Below are 16660 nucleotides of genomic sequence, written 5' to 3' on the forward strand. Positions count from 1 at the left end.
CCTTAAGCGGCCTTGCGAACCTGAACAGCCTCTGCTCTGGCAATGGCCTCGAGCAGGCGCCGGGGCGTCAACGGGGTGTGAGCAACTTCCGCACCCAGCCCTTGCAGCGCGTCGTTTACCGCGTTGAAAATGGCGGCAGGCGGTGCAATCGCGCCTCCTTCGCCCATCCCCTTGGCGCCGAACTCCGTGTGGGGCGAGGGGGTCTCAAAATGATGGATGCGCATGCGCGGAACTTCCGTGGCGCCCGGCAACATGTAGTCTGCCAGCGTTGATGCCAGCGGCTGCCCGTTGGCGTCATACGGCGTCTCCTCGTACAAGGCGGTGCCTATGCCCTGAGCAACCCCGCCATAGGTCTGTCCTTCGACGATCAAGGGGTTGATCATGGTGCCGCAGTCTTCAACAATGACGTAGTCGAGAAGTTCAACATGTCCCGTTTCGGGATCTACGGCGACCGTGACCGCGTGGCTGGCGTAAGTGAATGCACCGGTGTCGACCTTCGGTTTAAATCCGGTGGTGGTCTCCAGGCCACCCTGATCAACGTCGGCAGGCAGCCTGTCGGGACGCAGGTACCAGGCCTCGGCGACTTCGGACACGGGTACGCTGCCACCGGGGCCGACAACGCGGCCATTCACCAGCTCCACGTCCTCTGGTTTGGTACCCAACAAATGAGCGCCGATTCGCTTGATGCGCGGGGCCAGAACTTTACAGGCGCGCGACACCGCCCCGCCCGACATCACCAGCGAACGTGAAGCGTAGGTTCCCGTGGAGTAAGGCGTCTGTGCCGTATCGCCGTGGACCAGCCTCATACGGGAGATATCGATCCCGAGGATTTCGTGAGCGATCTGCGCGAAGCTGGTTTCCATGCCCTGGCCGTGCGAATGCACTCCGACGCGAATCTCCAGTCCGCCGTCGGGCGTGACGCGCACGGTGGCGGAGTCGAAACCCGGGATGACCGGCGTGCCCCAAGCGGCGAAGACGGAGGTGCCATGGGCCGACTGCTCGGTGTAGGTAGCAAAGCCTACGCCGATAAGCCGGCCGTTCGGCTCCACCTGGCGCTGCCGCTCGCGCACCGCTTCAAAATCGATCATCTCGCGGGCCTTCAGGAGGCTGGCGGGGTAGTCACCGCTGTCCAGATGTTTGTTGGTGACGTTGACGTAGGGCATGAGGTCTGCCGGCACCAGATTTTCTAGCCGCACTTCCCAAGGTTCGCGGCCAACCGCGCGGGCCACCGCGTCGATCGTCAGCTCCATTGCGAAGCAAACGCCTGTGCGCGCCACGCCGCGGTACGGAACGAAGCCGGGTTTGTTCGTTGCTACGCATTCCGTCACGCAGCGGTAACCGCGGAACGCATAAGGACCGGGAAGATTACCTATCGCCTGTCCTGGTTCCAGGCCAATGGTGAAAGGCCAAACAGAATACGCGCCGCCATCAATGACAATGTGCGCGTCGAGCGCCAGGATCTTGCCTCGCTCGTCGGCATAGGCCGTCATGTCATAGTGATGCTCCCGCGTATTGGCACCAGCGATCAGATGTTCGCGGCGATCCTCCAGGTAGCGAAAGGGTTTGCGATGGGTCTTGGCAAGCCAGGCGACGCACAGTTCTTCTTGCTGCAACACGCATTTGTAGCCAAACGCGCCGCCTACATCTGGCGCGACGACACGAACCTGCCCCTGATCCATGCCAAGGCACTTGGCCAGGATGGTGCGGATCATGTGCGGCACCTGGGTGGCGGTATAGACCACCAGCATGTCGGCCTGATGATCCCAATACGCCAACACGGCCTTGCCTTCCATCGGCACCATGCAATGGCGCGCCAGGTCGATGGAGCGTCGCACGACCAGTTTTGCCTGGCTGGCAAGTTCGTCGAAGCTGGTGTCGGCTTTCAGCGTCAGGAAGTTGTGATGTGTCCAGTCGTCATGGATGAAATCCGCTGTGGCAGCTTTGGCAGTGGTCGCGTCGGCATAGACCGGTAGATCCTCGAATTCGAATTCGATGGTCTCGGCGATGTCTTCGGCTTCTGCTCGGGTAGGCGCAAAAGCCAGTGCGACCGGCTCGCCCACGAAACGCACTTTGCCTGAGGCAAGCGGTGGCTGCGCTGAAGACTGGTAGGTCGGAAGCGCCGATTCGGCGACGATGTCGAGAACGTCGATCATGGCCTCGCGTAGAACGACGCGGCTGGCGGTTTCGGGCGAAAGCGTGGTGCTGATGATGCGGGCATGCGCGAATGGACTGCGCAGAAAGGCGACTTCACTCATCTCCGGCATGTGCATGTCGGCCACGAACTGTCCACGTCCGTTCAGATGCCGGGCGTCTTCCTTGCGCTCCACTCGCGCGCCAACGCCCTGGCTCGCCGGCTTGGCGGGATCGATTTGACTGTGTTGCATTTTCTGTTTCCGGTGAGCTATTTGGGATCGCTTGCTGCGCCGCCGCCGAACATCTTGGACGGATCGTCACGTTCAGGGGAGGCATTTTCCGAGCGCTCGGGAGCATTCTGGAAGTTGAGCTGCACCTTGTCGGTATCCACCACTACCTCCTTGTCGAGGAAAAAGGTGACCGTCTGCGGCACGAAGATTACTACGGCAACGAGTATCAGTTGCATGAAGACCCACGGAATGGCTCCGAGGTAGATGTCCCTGGACTGCACCTTGTGTGGCAGCTTTCCTTCCTTGTGCAGCGTGTCGGAAATGCCACGCAGGTAGAAAAGGGAAAATCCGAATGGTGGGTGCATGAAGCTGGTCTGCATGTTCACGCAGATAAGCACGCCAAACCACACCAGGTCAATGCCGAGCTTTTGCGCTACCGGGCCCAACAAGGGCAGGATGATGAAGGCGATCTCGAAAAAGTCGAGAAAAAATGCAAGGACGAAAATAAACACGTTGACCGCGATCAGAAAGCCCACCTGGCCGCCCGGCAGATCAGCCAACATGTGTTCTATCCATAAGCCGCCGCTGACACCTTGGAACACCAGGGAAAAGGCGCGTGAGCCAATCAGGATGAACACCACCATCGCTGTCATGCGCATGGTCGAGGTCATGGCGCTTTGCAGTAGTGGCCAGGTCAGCCGGCCATGCACCGCAGCCAGCAGGAACGCACCAAGAGCCCCCATGGCGCCGGCCTCGGTTGGCGTGGCGATGGCTTCGTCAATTCCCGGCAAGCCTCCCATAGACCCCAGCACGGCGAAGATAAGGAATGCTGAAGGAATGATGCCGCGCAGGCATTTGGACCATAGCGCCCAGCCATTGAGCGTGCGCGCCTCCTTCGGTATGCCTGGCACATCCTGAGGCCGGAAGCGGCCGAGAAGGAATGTGTAAAGCGCGAAGAGGCAAACCTGCAGGATTGCGGGCCCCCACGCGCCCTTGTACATGTCGCCCACAGAGCGGCCGAGCTGGTCGGCCAGAACAATCAGACACAGTGAGGGAGGAACAATCTGCGTGATCGTTCCAGATGCCGCCAATACGCCGGTGGCGTAACGCATGTTGTAGCCATAGCGCATCATCACCGGCAGTGAAATCATCGCCATGGCAATCACCTGGCCGGCCACGGTACCCGTGATCGCGCCCAGAATGAAACCCACAATAATGACGGAGTAGCCCAGGCCACCGCGCACGGGTCCGAAGAGTTGACCCATCGAATCGAGCATGTCCTCGGCCAGGCCGCAGCGCTCAAGCACGCATCCCATCAGGGTGAAAAAGGGAATCGCCAGCAAAAGGTCGTTCGACAGGATGCCGAAGACGTTCAGAGGAAGGGCCGAAATGAATCCGGCGGGAAACCATCCCATGTAGATGGCGACACCGCCGCTGGCAACGCCAAGTGCGGCCAGCGAGAACGCCACAGGAAAGCCGAGCAGCAAAATGCCCACCAGGGCCGCGAACATCATCGGCGGAAATACTTCAAGGCTCATTGCAGGGGCTTTTCGTAGTGAAGGTTCATCTCATAGCGGTTCTGTAGCCATAGAACCCGTTTGGCGATCTCGCTGAGCGCCTGAAGCACCAGCAGACCGAATCCCACGGGCAGCAGTGCCATCGCAGGCCAGCGGATCAATCCTCCGGCGTTCGGTGACGACTCACCCGAACGGAGCATGTCAACGAACAGCGGCCAGGACAGGTAGGCGAGAAGAACCATGATCGGCAGCAAGAAGACGATCAGCCCAAATAGGTCCATATAAACCTGGTGGCGCGCCGACCAGCGTCCATAGAAAAGGTCGACGCGAACATGTTCGTTGAGTCGGAGTACCTGCGCGGCGCCAAGCATCACGCCAGCGCCAAAGAGATACCACTGGATCTCAAGCCATCCGTTGGAGCTGATGCCAATGCCGTAGCGCACCAGCGCGTTGCCACCGCTGATCACGCAAGCCAGCAGTAAAGCCCACTTTGCAATGACACCGGCAAAGTCGGTCAGATGGTCTATACCGCGTACCCAGCCAGGCAGCGCGCGGTCGTTGGGGTTTATCGTTTTCATGTGGGACGATCAATCATTCAAGGGGCGCCTACGCGTGGGCGCCCCTTGTGGCACTTGGCCGTTTTTTTACTTGGTGACGTTTGCGAACGTGTAGTTGTCCAGCTCGGCCTCTGCAACGCGGAACCAGTTGGCCTGATCACGGCGGTACTTGAGCCAGCTCGGCAACATCGCCTTGAAGTCGGGGTTGGCTTCCGATAGTTCGTTCATCAGTTCCGTAGCAGCCTTGAAAGCGGCGTCCATCACAGGCTTGGGGAAGTACGAAAGCTTTGCACCTTGACCGACCAGCTTTTTGATCGCCTCGGGATTACGGTTGTCGTAGTCGGCAATCATCTTCATGGTCTGCTCGTTGCAGGCACATTCGAAGGCGGCTTTGTACGAAGGCGGCAACGCGTCCCAGGCTTTACTGTTGACCATCGCGGTGATCGAGGCGCTGCCTTCCCACCACCCGGGCGCGTAGTAAAAAGGAGCTACCTTGTTCAGGCCAAGCTTGGCATCGTCATAGGGGCCGATCCATTCGGCCGCATCGATCGTGCCCTTTTCGAGCGAAGGGTAGATGTCGGCCGCCGGAATCTGCTGTGGGACGGCACCAAGCTTTGACATCACCATGCCGCCGATCCCACCGATTCGCATCTTCAGTCCATTGAGGTCGGCCACGGTCTTGATCTGTTTGCGGTACCAGCCACCCATTTGGACGCCAACGTTGCCGCACACAAAGTTGGTGATGCCCATCTTCTTGTACATCTCCCGCACAAGCTGCATCCCACCGCCAAACTGCATCCAGGCGTTGTGCTGGCGAGCGTTCAGCCCGAACGGCAAGCCGGTGTCGAAAGCCACCGCCGTGTTCTTGCCCACAAAAGCTGATGCCAGCACATGGTTGACCTCAATGGTCCCGTTGCTCACTGCTTCCATGTTTTGTGCCGGAGGGACGACCTCGCCGCCAGCAAAGCACTGAATCTGGAACTTACCGTCAGTCAACTCAGAGACCCGTTTGCACAGATGTTCGGCCGAACCGTACATCGTGTCCAGGCTTTTAGGCCAGCTGGTGGACATGCGCCACTTGATGCTGGGCGTGGATTGCGCCATGGCCGGGGCTGCGATAGCACCCAGAACGCCAACCATGGCGGTTTTATCGAGGAAGGCACGTCGCTGCATATGAACTCCAGAAAAAGTATTGATTTACGGCTTGCCCAAGGCCGCTTTATCAGGAGGTGCGGGCTATTTGTCGTCAGCATACTGAGTATAATTTGTCGTGTCAACAGGGTTTATGCATCGGGATTTCCCTAATCTTCAATTGCACCAATTCAGGGTGATTGATCTCTAATTTTGCACCAAAATATGACATACATCATTGATTTAATGAGGCTTTTTGTGCATTGCTTGTTTGATCGACCCCCGAGGAAACCCTGATGCTTGGTGCAACCATAATCTATTGACAATTGTCAGTACAGTGAAGATAATTCGGCTTCCTTCAACATAAAGGCCCACCATGACTTGGACCAAGATTGCTACCGCCGATCAGGTCGGTGAAGACGAAGCGGTCGCCGTTGTCATCGGCGATCTGAAGCTCGCGCTGTTTAACAGCGGCGGCGGCTTCCACGTCACCGACAACATCTGCACCCATCAATACGCGATGCTCTCCGAGGGCTATGTAGAAGATGGCTGCGTCGAATGCCCACTACACCAGGCGCGCTTCGATCTGAAGACGGGCGCCGCTATGTGCGCCCCCGCCACCCAGCCGATCCGCGTGTATCCGGTGAAGGTCGAAGGCGATGACATCCTGGTGGACGCGTGATGGATGCCGGTCGCACTGGCGTTCTGATCGTCGGCGCGGGCCAGGCCGGCGCGACGGCTGCAGCAGCGCTGCGGGACTTCGGCTACCAAGATCGAATTGTCGTTGTGGGATCGGAGCAGCCGCTGCCATATGAACGCCCACCCTTATCCAAAGCCATGCTTTCGGGTTCGGGAGTGGTTGGAGATATCCAGATCCATCCGACAGGATTCCACGAAGAAAAGTCGATCGAGACAATGCTTGGTGTGGAGGTTTCCTCCCTGGACGTTCACGGGCACACGGCCCTGTTGAAAAACGGGAAGACGATCGCCTGGCAGCACTGTGTGATCGCCACTGGAGGCAAGGCTCGGACCATTGCTGGTCTTCCGCCTGGCACTGCCTGTATTCATTACCTGCGTACCGTCGCAGACGCCCTACGCTTGCGCGAAGAGATGCGCCGGTGCCGTTCAGTACTGATCGTCGGAGGAGGATTCCTTGGGCTGGAAGTGGCCTCAACCGCCCGGTCAATGGGCTTGTCGGCCACGGTGCTCGAGAGCGGCGACCGAGTGCTGGGTCGAGTCGTTCCGCCAGACATGTCATCCTGGCTGCGTCAGTCCATCACGGCCGCAGGCGTGGACCTGCGACTCAGCGCCCGCTGCGAATCCTTTGATGTTCACGCCGATGGTGTCAGCATCGACCTGGCTTCCGGCGAGACGTTATCCGCAGACATGATTGTCGTAGCCGTTGGATTGGAGCCCGAGGTGGGTACCGCACGCCGCGCGGGCCTTTCCATTCATTCGGGAAACGGTGGCATCTGTGTCGACGGGCGCTGCATGACTAGCGCCCGAGACGTCTATGCGGCAGGCGATTGCAGCAGCCAGACCCACCCCTTCATCGGATTTGAGATACGCCTGGAGTCCTGGCAAAACGCGAACGAGCAGGCCCGGCTTGCAGCTGCGGCGATCGCTGGCGTGCCGACCGCCCCCTTGACGGCGCCGTGGTTCTGGAGCGACCAGTTTGGCTGCAACCTTCAGATCCTGGGCGTGCCCGTGGCCGGCCTGCTGTATCACCGCCGCGGAGATTTCGGCAGTCCCGACGCGGCGCCGAAATTCATGCTGCTGGGCGCAAATGAAGCAGGCCAGATCCTGCACGCCATCGCCCTCAACGCTGGCGGTGACCTTCGTCAGCTCAAGCCGCTGGTAGATAGCAAGACGCCTTGCGATCCGATTTCTCTTTGCGACGCCACGGCGCCGCTTCGCCCCCTTGTCCGCGCCGCATTGGCACGAACGCCCACCCTCACCGTTTCCTAAACCGGAGTTAGGTATGCACAGCACCCACGCCGTCCTCAACCGCACCGTCCGCTCAAAGGACGCAGACCTCTCGGCCTGCGTTTGGCCAGAAGACGCGATGCATTTCATTCCAGACTGGGTCTACACCAATGAAGCGGTGTACGGCAAAGAGATGGAGCTCATCTTCCGGGGTCGCACCTGGAACTACGTCGCCCTGGAGGCGGAGATCCCCGACTCCGGCGATTACAAACGATCCTACGTCGGAGACACCCCAGTCGTCGTCTCGCGCGCAGAGGACGGATCGATCAACGTGTTCGAGAACCGATGCGCGCATCGAGGTGCAGAGTTCTGCCGTCACGGCCAGGGCAATGTCAAAGAATTTGTCTGTCCCTACCATCAATGGTCCTACGACCTGAAGGGCAACCTGCAGGGCGTACCGTTCAAGCGCGGCGTCAACAAGACCGGCGGGATGCCAAAGGACTTCAAGAACGAAGAGCATGGACTCAAGAAATTGTTCGTGACCAGCCATCGCGGCATGGTTTTCGCCTCCTATTCGGCTGACGTGGAGCCTATCGAGGAGTATCTCGGCCCGGAGATGTTGAAGGACTTCGACGTCGTCTTCAACGGCAGGAAGCTGAAGATTCTTGGTTATTACAAAAACGAGTTGCCGTGCAACTGGAAGATGTACCACGAGAACCTGAAGGACCCGTATCACGCAACTCTGCTGCACTCCTTTTTGGTGGTTTTTGGTCTGCTCGTCGCGGGCAACAAGTCAGCCATGATTGCTGACAGCAAGCACTGCCGCCACGGAACCATGGCTTCGGCCAAGTCCGAAGACAAGTATGCAGTTGTCAGCAGCGAGAACAAGAAGGAGATGCGCTCTTTCCACGAAGGCATGCACCTGCGCGACGACCGCTTTCTCGAATTCGTGAAGGAGTTCGATTCTGAGTGGTCGGTGACCATGCAGACAGTTTGGCCGAACTTGGTGGTCCAGCGCGAAATGAACACGCTTGGCGTTCGTCAGATTGTTCCAAACGGCCCCAACAGCATGCTGATGCAGTGGACCATGTTTGGCTATGAAGACGACACCGAGGAGATGACGCAGCACCGCCTGCGCCAGGGCAATCTGATGGGCCCGGCGGGTTTTCTCGGCCTTGAAGACAACGAGGCCATGAAGTTTGTGCAGGAAGGTGTGCGCCGCTCAAGCAGCAACACCAACGTTATCAAGCTGGACGCCGACCGTGTCGGCACCTCCGAAACGCTCATTTCCGAGGCATGCATCCGCGGGATGTATCAGTACTACCGCCAAGTGATGGGATTCTGATCATGATCGAACAAGCATCTATCCTTTTTCGTCCGCGCAAGATTTCGCTAGAACGCTCCGTCGCGCTAGCGCGTGAGATCGAGGCCTTCAACGCCGAGTACTGCGCTGTTCTGGACGCTGGCCTGGTTGAACAGTGGCCTGATTTTTTCACCGAGGACGGGATTTACCGCATCACGGCGCGCGAGAACGCTGAGCTCAACATGCCGGTTGGCCTGGTTTACGCGCATGGTCGGAACATGATGATCGATCGAGCCATCGCGATCTCGCGCACCCAGATGTTCGCACCCCGCTACAACCTCCACCTGGTCAGCAATACGAGGGTTACCGACGAAGCGGAAGACGGCAGCATTGTGGCGCAGGCTAACTTTGTGCTTCTGCAAACCCTGGTCGAAGGCCCCAGCACCATTCACATGGCCGGTACCTTTTATGACCATCTGGTACGAAAGGAAGGTGGCCTGCTGCTCAAAGAGCGCCAGGCGATCTACGACACCACGATCATTGCCAACGACCTTGTCTATCCGTTGTGATGTCTATCCTGCCCAGCCAGTCAGATGCCGCGCAGGATCGTGCGGCTGTACTGGTTATTGGCTTCGACGAGGCGGCGCATGAGGTCCAAGAGGATGGCTTTCTCCGCCGGCCGCAGCGGTTCGAGCAGACGCTCCTGGGCGCGAGTCATATCGGCATGCAATTCGGTAACACGGGCTTGGCCTTGCGCTGTCAGCTGCACATGACGCGTACGGCGGTCGGCGGGGTTGGGCCGGCGCTCCAGCAGTCCACGCTCCTCGAGTCGCTTGACGACATCGGCTGTGGTGGTGCGATCAAGTCCCACTTCCTGACCCAGCGCGGTCTGGTCCAAACCAGGCAGCGCCGCCACTGCGGTCATCAAGCCGTACTGCACCGGTGTGATGTTCGTCGACTTGAACTCCTCCATAAACATTGCGACATGGATCTGGTGGAGTCGGCGAATCAAAAAGCCCGGTCGCGCGAAAAGCAGCTCCTTGGCTGGATCGATATCCCTTTCAGGTATGGCAATCACCTCAGGCCTTCCAATATGTTAGTACCCTGATGATTATAGCGAGAGCAGCATCCCGCGTCGACCTATTTTTCATTGATACAGATCAATGACAGGGTAAATTCATAGTTAAAGAAACTGCGTAGTCCATACATATTTGTTTTTAATTTCCAGGAGTTTTCATGAGCAGAATCAAAAAAATCGCCTTTGAAGAACACTTCATGGCACCCGGCTTTGAACGGTATTCAAAAGCGTTTCTGCAGTTCATCGATCCGGCCACCGCCGCTGATCTGGGGCGCCGATTGACGGACATCGACACGCTACGGTTGGAAGAAATGGACAAGGCTGGTATTGCACTGACCATCCTTTCCCAGACTGGGCCGGGCGTACAGGGTGAGGCGGACACAGCAACGGCCATCCGGGGTGCGACTGAGAATAACGACTATCTGGCGTCCCGTATTGCCAAGCATCCGACCCGTTTCGGAGGCTTTGCCGCGTTGCCAATGCAGGACCCCAAACAAGCCGCCACGGAGCTGGAACGCGCGGTGGTCCAGTTGGGGTTCAAGGGCGCGCTGGTCAACGGCCATACCCAAGGCCGCTACTACGACGACCTGGCCTATGACATTGTCTGGGAGCGCCTGCAGGCACTCGACATACCACTGTATCTGCATCCGATCGACTTCCCGCAAGTGCCGCAGACACTCGCGGGCTTTCCCGTGATCCAGGGCGCGGCATGGGGTTGGGGGGTCGAAACCGGCTCCCACGCCCTGCGACTTCTTTTCTCTGGCGTCTTCGATCGCTTCCCCAAACTAAAGCTGATCATTGGCCACATGGGCGAAGGCCTGCCCTTCCAACGCTGGCGCTTCGACAGCCGCTTTTCTGCATACCCGTTCGGCGTGAAGCTCCAACGAAAGCCGTCGGAATACATCGGCAGCAACATCCTCATCACAACCTCAGGCGTTTGCTCCGAGGCCGCGCTGAAGGGTGCTATCGCCGAGATGGGCGCTGAAGCGGTGATGTTCTCTGTTGACTATCCCTACGAATCCACTGCGATCGCGGCCGACTTCATCGAAAAGTCTGACCTCGACGACACCACGCGCGCATTGGTTTGCCACGGCAATGCAGAGCGATTTTTCAAGCTCGCGTCCAACTAACCCCGACACCCCAAAGGAGCAACTCAAATGAACCGCAACTACCGCATTGGCCAGATTGTGCCGAGCTCGAACACCACAATGGAAACGGAGATCCCGGCCATGCTGCGCCTGCGCGAGCAGATCCGACCCGAGCGCTTTACCTTCCATTCCAGCCGTATGCGCATGAAGACCGTACAAAAGGATGAGCTGGCCGCAATGGACGGTGAATCCGACCGCTGCGCCGTCGAGCTCAGCGATGCACGCGTCGATGTTTTGGGCTATGCCTGCTTGGTAGCCATCATGGCCATGGGCCATGGCTATCACCGCCGCTCGCAAGAGCGACTGACGGCTCATACGGAGAAGAACGATGGCAAGGCGCCGGTCATCACCAGCGCCGGCGCGCTGATCGACGGCCTGAAAGTCCTCGGGGCGAAGCGTGTCGCATTGGTGGCACCCTACATGTTGCCCCTGACCGAACTCGTCGTGGACTACATCCGCAACGAAGGCTTCGAGGTCTCGGACTGGACGGCTCTGCAAATTCCAGACAACCTCGAAGTGGGTCGCCACGATCCCTCACGCCTGCCAGGTATCGTGCAAAAGCTCAAGACCGACGACGTTGACGTGATCGTGCTGTCCGCTTGCGTGCAGATGCCCTCGCTCCCAGTGATCGCCCAAGTCGAGGCGATGACTGGCAAGCCGGTCATCACCGCCGCAGTCGCAACCACCTACGCAATGCTGAAGGCGCTTAACCTCGAGCCGATCGTCCCCGGCGCAGGCGTCCTGCTCTCCGGCGCTTACTGAGAACGGCGCCCAATGACTAATACCTCCCACTTCCTCTATGGCGCCAACGTGCGCGCCAACGGCATTCGTCAGCACTACTTGCGTTATGGTGGCCAGGGGCCGACTGTGGTCATCGTGCCGGGCATCACCAGCCCGGCCGTGACCTGGGGATTTGTCGCCGAGCGCTTTGGTCGACACTTCGACACCTACGTACTTGACGTGCGTGGGCGCGGTCTTTCGGAGAGCTCCAATTCGCTGGACTACGGCCTCGACGCCTGCGCGGCCGATGTGGCGGCGTTTGCCGAAGCACTTGACTTGGGCTCCTACCAGCTCGTCGGGCATTCAATGGGCGCGCGCATCGGCATCCGCTTGGCCCACAAACATCCGCAAGGGCTGGAAAAGCTTGTCCTCATCGATCCGCCGGTCTCCGGTCCGGGCAGCCGTCGCTACCCCTCGCAGTTGCCTTGGTACATCGATTCGATTCGCCTCGCACAACGCGGTATCACGATCGAGCAGATGCGCCAGTTTTGCCCGACCTGGACAGAAGAGCAGCTTCGGTTGCGCGCCGAATGGCTTCAGACTTGCGACGAACGCGCGATCGTCACGACATTTGACGGTTTCCACCAGGACGACATTCATGCAGATGCACCTCACGTCAAGGTGCCTGCGCTCTTGATGGTGGCCGGTCGCGGCGGCGTGATTCAACCTGAGGACCAAAAGGAGCTTGAGCAGTTGTTGCCCGGGCTTCAGGTCGCCCACGTGCCGAACGCCGGTCACATGATTCCCTGGGACGATGAAGAAGGCTTCTATGCGGCTTTCGGCAACTTCCTTGGGCACCCCCTCACGCCGGCCAACGCGGCCTGAACTCCCTTTCACTCTCTCCAACCCAAAGGAGCGCACATGCCCGTCAGTAACTACCAGTTGGTAACCGCCTGGAAGCAGGTGTTGACCCTCTCCAAGCTAGAGCCCGGCCAGACCGTGACCATTCTGACCGGGGCCGCGACGCATCCACAGACCCTGGAATGCGCTTTGATAGCCACCCAGGAGATGGGCGCGATTGTCAACCGGCTGGACCTGCCGCCCGTCAATGGCGAGAAGGCTCACAGCCGGGACAGTCTCGCTTATCTCGGTACCACTCCTCTCACTGGCAACCCAGCCGCCATCGCTGCGCTGACAGCTAGCGACCTGGTACTCGATTTGATGACGCTGTTGTTCTCACCCGAGCAGCACGCGATCCTTTCGACCGGCACCAAGATCCTGCTGGCTGTTGAGCCGCCCGAGGTACTGGCGCGCCTGGTGCCAACCGAGGCCGACCGGACCCGTGTGAAAGCGGCCGCCGCCCGCATCGGCAAAGCCAAGGAAATGCACATCATCTCCGCCGCGGGCACAGACCTGCGCTGCAAGATGGGTGAATTTCCCGTGATCAGCGAGTACGGTTTCGTAGACGAACCTGGCCGTTGGGATCACTGGCCGAGCGGCTTTGCCCTGACTTTCCCAGACGAAGGCGGAACGAATGGCACCATCGTGATCGACAAAGGTGACATCCTGCTTCCGCAAAAGAGGTACTGCAGTGAACGCATTGTCCTGACCGTGGAGAACGGCTACGCCACAAAGATCGAAGGCGGCATTGATGCTGAATTGTTGAACGATTACATGGTCGCCTTCAACGATCCGGAGTCTTTTGCGATCTCCCACATTGGATGGGGTCTGCAATCGCGCGCGCGGTGGTCAACGCTGGGTCTGTACGACCGCGAGGCCACGATTGGCATGGATGCTCGTGCCTTCGAAGGTAATTTCCTGTTCTCGCTTGGGCCCAACAACGAGGCCGGTGGTAGCCGCACCACAACTTGCCACATCGATATTCCTCTGCGCAAGTGCACCGTTCGCCTCGACGGCGAAGACGTAGTACGCGAAGGCAAGGTTTTGGACCAATGAAAGGAGCTTCAAATATGCACGTCGACCTCCCCACGTACGCCAAACAGGGCTTTGGCGCTGACCTCCCGCTGCAAGCGCCGTACGGCCTGCTTATCGTCGATTTCGTCAATGGCTTTGCCGACCCTGCGATTTTTGGGGGCGGCAACATTCCCCCAGCTATCGCCAATACGGTGCCGCTATTGCAGGCCGCGCGCGAGCGAGGGTGGGCCATTGCCCACAGCCGTATCGTTTACGCGGACGACGGAGCCGACCACAACATCTTCTCTCTGAAGGTACCTGCCATGTTGACGCTGAAGGAGCGGGAACACCGCAGCGCCATCGTGCCCGAACTGGCACCGGCCGCCGGTGAACTAGTCGTCCGCAAGACGGTGCCCTCCGCCTTCTTCGGCACACCGCTCGCGCAGTGGCTGACCCAGCGGGGGGTGCAGACGCTGGTGGTGGCGGGCGCGGTGACAAGCGGTTGTGTGCGTGCCAGCGTGGTGGATGCGATGTCGTGGGGTTTCCGCCCGGTTGTCCTCAGCGACTGTGTGGGCGACAGGGCAATCGCGCCGCACGATGCGAGCATCTTCGACATGGGGCAGAAGTACGCCGCAGTGATGACGCGTGACGAGGCGCTGACAAGGTGTCAGCCGACGGGATCGCGCGTCGCCTGAACGAATGTCCGGAATGTTCAAACTCAACTTGAAGAGTCTCTTCGCTCTGCTTCGCTCCCCGGGTCACACCGAGTGGGAAGCAAGCGGCGACACCTCAAACGGCGCCCGCGGGATCGGCCCGGACGATACTCCCGTTCCGGCGAAACAGTCATTCATCGTATGCGAACACCCGGGMGTTGACGCGTGGCTGATCGCATCATCAAATCCATTGCGCTAGGCCCGATTGCGATCGAGCTCCATCCTGCTGGCGAGCTTGTAGGCCGCCAGTGCCGAAATCTTGAGAAAATAAGTATGAGCACACCACGGATTCGATTCTGGTATCTGGCCGCGCTATTAAGCGTTGCGATTGCCCCGCCTTGCAACGCTGGGGACGCGACCGACGCCGTGTTCGGTCAGATCGCCTCGGTCACCAATCCAGCCTCTAAGGCAAATGCCGAGGCACTCATCACCGGCATCCGCGCTTATTTCGCGCAAGTCAATGCCAAGGGCGGAATCAGAGGACGACAACTGAAGTTGAAATTGCTCGACGATGGCCTCCAGGCCTCCAGGCCACCAGGATGGCTGAGCTGACCGGCACCCTCGTTGCTGATCCATCCGTGCTGGGCCTGCTCGGCTATCTGAACACACCTGGCCTTCAAGCATTGGCGGACCAGCAGGCTTTCGCCCGCGACAGCATCGCCCTTATCGCGCCCCTTCAGGGAGATCGTCGCGTCGTGAGCGCGGAAAACGTATTCCCGCTGAGAACCGGGTACGCAGACGAGATCGAGGCATTGCTCAAGGAGCTGAAGCGCTGGGACAAGGATCGCATCAGCATCGTGAATATGACGAGTTCATTCGCCCCTTCGGTCGCTGACCTTGCAGTTCAGCGAGCGGAGCAGAGCAGCATCAAGGTGTTGGCGCGCTCGATCGTGGACGCTGCCAATGCAGCATCTGTGCAAGCTGCTGCAAGTCAAGTCCGAGCCGCTGATCCCAAGGCGATTCTGCTAATCGCATCTGGTAAGCCTGCATTCGACTTTATCAACGCAGTGCGTAACAACACTGGAGCGCAGATCCCAATTTATGGGTTGTCGGTCCTTCTGCATGGGGAACTTATAAAAGCTGTAGGCTTGCAGAAGGCGCGCGGCATAGTCCTGAGCCAAGCAACACCTTACCCCTTTATCCCTTACCAAGCCGTGGTCACCGAGTATCAAGCGGCGATGAAAATGTATTCGCCGCGGATGTCCCCTTGTCGTTCGCCTCGCTCGAGGGTTACCTGGGGGCGAAGATAGCGGCAGAAGCCCTGCGGCGCGCCGGCGACCAACCTACACGCGCAAAGGTCCTTGCGGCGCTGCGCAACTTTGGCGAATACGACTTGGGAGGCTATTCAGTCAAGTACATGCCGAGCTCGCGTCGCGGTTGGGAATCTGTCGATCTCACCCTTATCGATGCGCGAGGCGGATTGGCGCGATGACCAGGCTTGGCGAGCGCGTAACCACATGAGCGCGTGATGGATAGCCTTGATCTGTGAGTCCTGGGCGACGCGCTCGAATGGCGCCGCGCTGGGCACGGCATGACGCTCGTCACTGTCGGCGTCGGCAAGGGGGAGGCCGCGCGCTTCGGCCTGCCTTGCGGCGAGACCCTTCGGTTGGTGCAGGAGCCGGTTCGCGATATGACGTGGATCGAGGAACTGCTCGCGCGCACCCTGACGCTAGCGACGGGTGTGGTCACACTTGCTCACGCGACGCGCGATGAGCGAATGCAGTTTGGCGCATTGAAGCTCACCACCTTGTTCGGTTCGAGTACGCAAGCACGCTCGCACTCAGCGGCGCGACGCACGTTGCGGGCATACCGGACGATGTGGTGCGCGACGTGCACACCGCCATCGTCGCACTCACGCACGATCCGAAACTCGACGACATGGCGCTGCTCGAGGCGCCGCGTTCCGGCGCGTTCTATGTCGGCGGGATAGTCAAGAGTGAAATCGCAAACGCACGCATTCAATCGAGGTGGGGCAGTACCAGCATCGAAACTGAAGTGGATCAGTGATTGCTTGTGAGGTAGCCAACTGGCCGGGCATCAGCAGCTAGTGGACTGTAACGTTTAAAACGGAAGTATCATTGTAGCCATGGAGGTTGCGATGAAACTGACCAAAAGCGAACGCATGGAACTTCAACAGCAAGCTGCAGCGAGGAACGCCCGAGCCGATTCGGCGCGCCATGCCCGGTTGATTCTGCTGCTGGCCGATGGGCTCACCTGGGCGGAGATTCGCGCCAAGCTGGACTGCAGCGACAGCTACATTGACCGGTGGAGCAAGCGCTTTGAGAGTGAT

General features: G+C 59.3%; 18 protein-coding genes. 13 read left to right on the forward strand and 5 right to left on the reverse strand.

From position 1 onward, the window contains the following. Positions 1 to 2: 2 nt before the first annotated feature. From AC1DUB_RS26505 to AC1DUB_RS26520, 4 genes are all read right to left on the reverse strand, one after another. Positions 3 to 2384, reverse strand: a complete 2382-nt coding sequence (locus AC1DUB_RS26505; protein WP_477732085.1) for a xanthine dehydrogenase family protein molybdopterin-binding subunit — start codon at positions 2382 to 2384, stop codon at positions 3 to 5. A gap of 17 nt (positions 2385 to 2401) precedes the next feature. Continuing rightward, positions 2402 to 3901: a TRAP transporter large permease gene (locus tag AC1DUB_RS26510; protein WP_477732086.1), complete on the reverse strand. Its 1500-nt coding sequence runs from the start codon at positions 3899 to 3901 to the stop codon at positions 2402 to 2404. After that, positions 3898 to 4458, reverse strand: a complete 561-nt coding sequence (locus AC1DUB_RS26515) for a TRAP transporter small permease subunit (RefSeq protein WP_477732087.1) — start codon at positions 4456 to 4458, stop codon at positions 3898 to 3900. Before AC1DUB_RS26515 ends, AC1DUB_RS26510 begins: the two co-directional genes overlap by 4 nt. Positions 4459 to 4524: 66 nt before the next feature. Beyond that, positions 4525 to 5610 (reverse strand): TRAP transporter substrate-binding protein, encoded by a 1086-nt coding sequence (locus tag AC1DUB_RS26520; protein WP_477732088.1) that lies wholly within the window; start codon positions 5608 to 5610, stop codon positions 4525 to 4527. A 334-nt stretch (positions 5611 to 5944) separates the two neighbouring features. Here AC1DUB_RS26520 and AC1DUB_RS26525 point away from each other — a divergent pair, with 334 nt between their 5' ends. From AC1DUB_RS26525 to AC1DUB_RS26540, 4 genes are read left to right on the forward strand one after another with little or no spacing between them, the layout of a single operon-like run. Further along, positions 5945 to 6250, forward strand: a complete 306-nt coding sequence (locus AC1DUB_RS26525) for a non-heme iron oxygenase ferredoxin subunit (RefSeq protein ID WP_477732089.1) — start codon at positions 5945 to 5947, stop codon at positions 6248 to 6250. Beyond that, positions 6250 to 7536: an NAD(P)/FAD-dependent oxidoreductase gene (locus AC1DUB_RS26530; RefSeq protein WP_477732090.1), complete on the forward strand. Its 1287-nt coding sequence runs from the start codon at positions 6250 to 6252 to the stop codon at positions 7534 to 7536. Before AC1DUB_RS26525 ends, AC1DUB_RS26530 begins: the two co-directional genes overlap by 1 nt. A gap of 13 nt (positions 7537 to 7549) precedes the next feature. Beyond that, positions 7550 to 8839 (forward strand): Rieske 2Fe-2S domain-containing protein, encoded by a 1290-nt coding sequence (locus AC1DUB_RS26535; RefSeq protein ID WP_477732091.1) that lies wholly within the window; start codon positions 7550 to 7552, stop codon positions 8837 to 8839. Positions 8840 to 8841: 2 nt separating this feature from the next. Further along, positions 8842 to 9366 (forward strand): aromatic-ring-hydroxylating dioxygenase subunit beta, encoded by a 525-nt coding sequence (locus AC1DUB_RS26540; protein ID WP_477732092.1) that lies wholly within the window; start codon positions 8842 to 8844, stop codon positions 9364 to 9366. A gap of 20 nt (positions 9367 to 9386) precedes the next feature. On the opposite strand, the gene AC1DUB_RS26545 is transcribed toward AC1DUB_RS26540, so the two are convergent. Further along, entirely contained in the window at positions 9387 to 9875 is a 489-nt protein-coding gene (locus tag AC1DUB_RS26545; protein WP_477732093.1) for a MarR family winged helix-turn-helix transcriptional regulator, read from the reverse strand. 158 nt (positions 9876 to 10033) lie between these two features. Here AC1DUB_RS26545 and AC1DUB_RS26550 point away from each other — a divergent pair, with 158 nt between their 5' ends. From AC1DUB_RS26550 to AC1DUB_RS26590, 9 genes are all read left to right on the forward strand, one after another. After that, a complete protein-coding gene (locus AC1DUB_RS26550) occupies positions 10034 to 11005 on the forward strand; it encodes an amidohydrolase family protein (protein WP_477732094.1) in 972 nt (323 codons plus the stop codon). Between the two features lie 27 nt (positions 11006 to 11032). Next, positions 11033 to 11785, forward strand: a complete 753-nt coding sequence (locus tag AC1DUB_RS26555) for a maleate cis-trans isomerase family protein (RefSeq protein ID WP_477732095.1) — start codon at positions 11033 to 11035, stop codon at positions 11783 to 11785. Positions 11786 to 11797: 12 nt separating this feature from the next. Beyond that, on the forward strand, positions 11798 to 12628 hold the full coding sequence (locus AC1DUB_RS26560) for an alpha/beta fold hydrolase (protein ID WP_477732096.1): 831 nt from the start codon (positions 11798 to 11800) through the stop codon (positions 12626 to 12628). 36 nt (positions 12629 to 12664) lie between these two features. Continuing rightward, positions 12665 to 13699, forward strand: coding sequence for a 2,5-dihydroxypyridine 5,6-dioxygenase NicX family protein (locus AC1DUB_RS26565; protein WP_477732097.1), 1035 nt, complete (start codon positions 12665 to 12667; stop codon positions 13697 to 13699). A gap of 14 nt (positions 13700 to 13713) precedes the next feature. Next, positions 13714 to 14352, forward strand: a complete 639-nt coding sequence (locus tag AC1DUB_RS26570; RefSeq protein WP_477732098.1) for an N-carbamoylsarcosine amidohydrolase — start codon at positions 13714 to 13716, stop codon at positions 14350 to 14352. A 183-nt stretch (positions 14353 to 14535) separates the two neighbouring features. Continuing rightward, positions 14536 to 14922, forward strand: a complete 387-nt coding sequence (locus AC1DUB_RS26575) for a hypothetical protein (protein ID WP_477732099.1) — start codon at positions 14536 to 14538, stop codon at positions 14920 to 14922. Further along, on the forward strand, positions 14910 to 15620 hold the full coding sequence (locus tag AC1DUB_RS26580) for an ABC transporter substrate-binding protein (protein WP_477732100.1): 711 nt from the start codon (positions 14910 to 14912) through the stop codon (positions 15618 to 15620). Before AC1DUB_RS26575 ends, AC1DUB_RS26580 begins: the two co-directional genes overlap by 13 nt. A 571-nt stretch (positions 15621 to 16191) precedes the next feature. Then, positions 16192 to 16377: a hypothetical protein gene (locus AC1DUB_RS26585; protein ID WP_477732101.1), complete on the forward strand. Its 186-nt coding sequence runs from the start codon at positions 16192 to 16194 to the stop codon at positions 16375 to 16377. Between the two features lie 91 nt (positions 16378 to 16468). After that, the coding region (locus AC1DUB_RS26590; protein ID WP_477732102.1) for a helix-turn-helix domain-containing protein at positions 16469 to 16660 on the forward strand (192 nt) is incomplete at its 3' end.

This window comes from Polaromonas sp. P4_F9 (assembly GCF_056401235.1).